This window comes from Bradyrhizobium sp. STM 3843, from assembly GCF_000239815.1.
Classification (GTDB): Bacteria; Pseudomonadota; Alphaproteobacteria; order Rhizobiales; family Xanthobacteraceae; genus Bradyrhizobium.
On the sequence record NZ_CAFK01000141.1, the window covers coordinates 1 to 1829 of the forward strand.

The following is a 1829-nucleotide window of genomic DNA, read 5'->3' on the forward strand; positions in this document are numbered from 1 at the left end:
CGTCGCAAGTTCCAGCTTGAAAGTCTCAAATTTTGCATTCAAAAATACTGAAAACAAGGAACATGAGGAAATGGACCTGCAGGGCGCGAGGTGGACACGAGCGGCTGATTGGGATGCGCTTCATCCTGATATGCGACACGAGCCAGGCTGGTCGCGAAGGGCTCGATATTTTCCCCAACACGCGCGCCAATAGGACAGGTCGATGCAAAACGATCCATCGCAATCCACATCTCGTCGCTCGGGTCCGCTTGCCGGCCTCAAGGTGATCGATCTCACCCATGTGATGGCGGGGCCGACCTGCACGCTGATGCTCGCCGACATGGGCGCCGACGTCATCAAGATCGAGAAATGGCCGAACGGCGATGACACTCGCCATTCGGTGCCGCCCAAGATCGGCGACGAGGCGGCTTCATTCCTGATGATGAACCGCAACAAGCGCGGCATCGTGCTGGATCTGAAGACCGACGGCGGCAAGGAGGTGCTGCGGCGCCTGATCGCGAGCGCCGACGTGCTGGTCGAGAATTTTGCGCCTGGCGCCATGGAGCGGCTGGGCTTTGGTTATGAAGCACTGCACAAGGAATGTCCGGCGCTGATCTACTGCTCATTGTCGGGCTTCGGCCGCACCGGCCCTTACAAGCATCGCCGGGGATTCGACCTGGTTGCGCAGGCCATGAGCGGCATCATGAGCTTCACCGGCGAACGTCCCGACGGACCGCCGGTGAAATGTGGTCCGCCGCTGTCCGATATCACCGCCGGCCTGCTCGCGAGCATGGGCATCCTCGCCGCCTATACCCATCGCCTCAAGACCGGCGAGGGGCAGTGGGTCGAGACGTCGCTCTACGAAGCGGCCCTGGTGCAGACCTACTGGCAATCGACGATCGCGCTGGCGGCGGGCACAGCGCCCCGCGCCATGGGCTCCGCGCATCCGCTCAACGCGCCGTATCAAGCCTTTGAGGCCTCGGATGGCTGGCTTGTGGTCGGCGGCGCCAACAAGAAGCATTGGCTGTTGATGCTGGAGGCGCTCGGCGCCACCGAACTCGCCTCCGATCCGCGGTTCGTGAGCGGCGCCGATCGCATGGCGAACCTGAAGGAGCTTGAAGCGGTGCTGAGCGAGCGCTTCCGTACCCAGCCGCGGGCGCATTGGCTGGCGGCCCTCGACGAGAAGGGCGTGCCGTGCGGACCCGTGCACGACATGCTGGAGGCGCTGAGCGATCCGCAGACACTGGCGCGCGAGATGGTCGTCGAGGTCGAACATTCCACGCTCGGCCCCGTGAAGACGATCGGGCTTCCGGTCAAATTCTCCGAGACCCCGGGCAAGGTCCGTTCCGGCGCGCCAGTCTATGGTGAGCATACACGCGAGGTGCTGGCGGAGTACGGATTCGACGAACAGGAGATTGACGCCCTCGAAGAGCAGGGCGCAATCGTCTCGGCTTCAGGAAGGTGCGAGGAACGCGTCGCCTGACTGCATATCGATACGATCTATACGATAGACAAAGACAACACAAAACAAAGAATCAGTCGGAGGAAATCATGCGTCGTACGTCGTTTCTGTTTTCCGCAGCTGCGGCGGTGCTCGCCGGCACGATGCCGGCGCTGGCAGCCTGGCAACCGCAAAAGCCGATCGAGTTCGTTGCCACGGCGGGGCCGGGCGGTGGGACCGACAATCTCGCCCGTGCGGTGCAGAACATCATCACCAAGTACAAGCTGACGGATCAGCCGATCGTCGTCGTCAACAAGGGGGGTGGCAGCGGTGCCGAGGGCTATGTCTACGGCAAGGCCTCCGCGGGCGATCCCTATAAGGTGATCTTCGGCACCTCGAATGCCTGGCA

At 62.5% G+C, this 1829-nt stretch carries 2 protein-coding genes and 1 pseudogene; all 3 read left to right on the forward strand.

Annotated elements, in window-relative coordinates; translation table 11 throughout:
• On the forward strand, nucleotides 1-193 hold a 193-nt coding region (locus BRAS3843_RS41895; RefSeq protein WP_210161395.1), incomplete at its 5' end, for a hypothetical protein.
• A 9-nt stretch (nucleotides 194-202) separates the two neighbouring features.
• Nucleotides 203-1462 (forward strand): CoA transferase, encoded by a 1260-nt coding sequence (locus BRAS3843_RS16505; RefSeq protein ID WP_008970094.1) that lies wholly within the window; start codon nucleotides 203-205, stop codon nucleotides 1460-1462.
• Nucleotides 1463-1530: 68 nt separating this feature from the next.
• Nucleotides 1531-1829: pseudogene (locus BRAS3843_RS16510) on the forward strand (tripartite tricarboxylate transporter substrate binding protein); the annotation flags it as partial.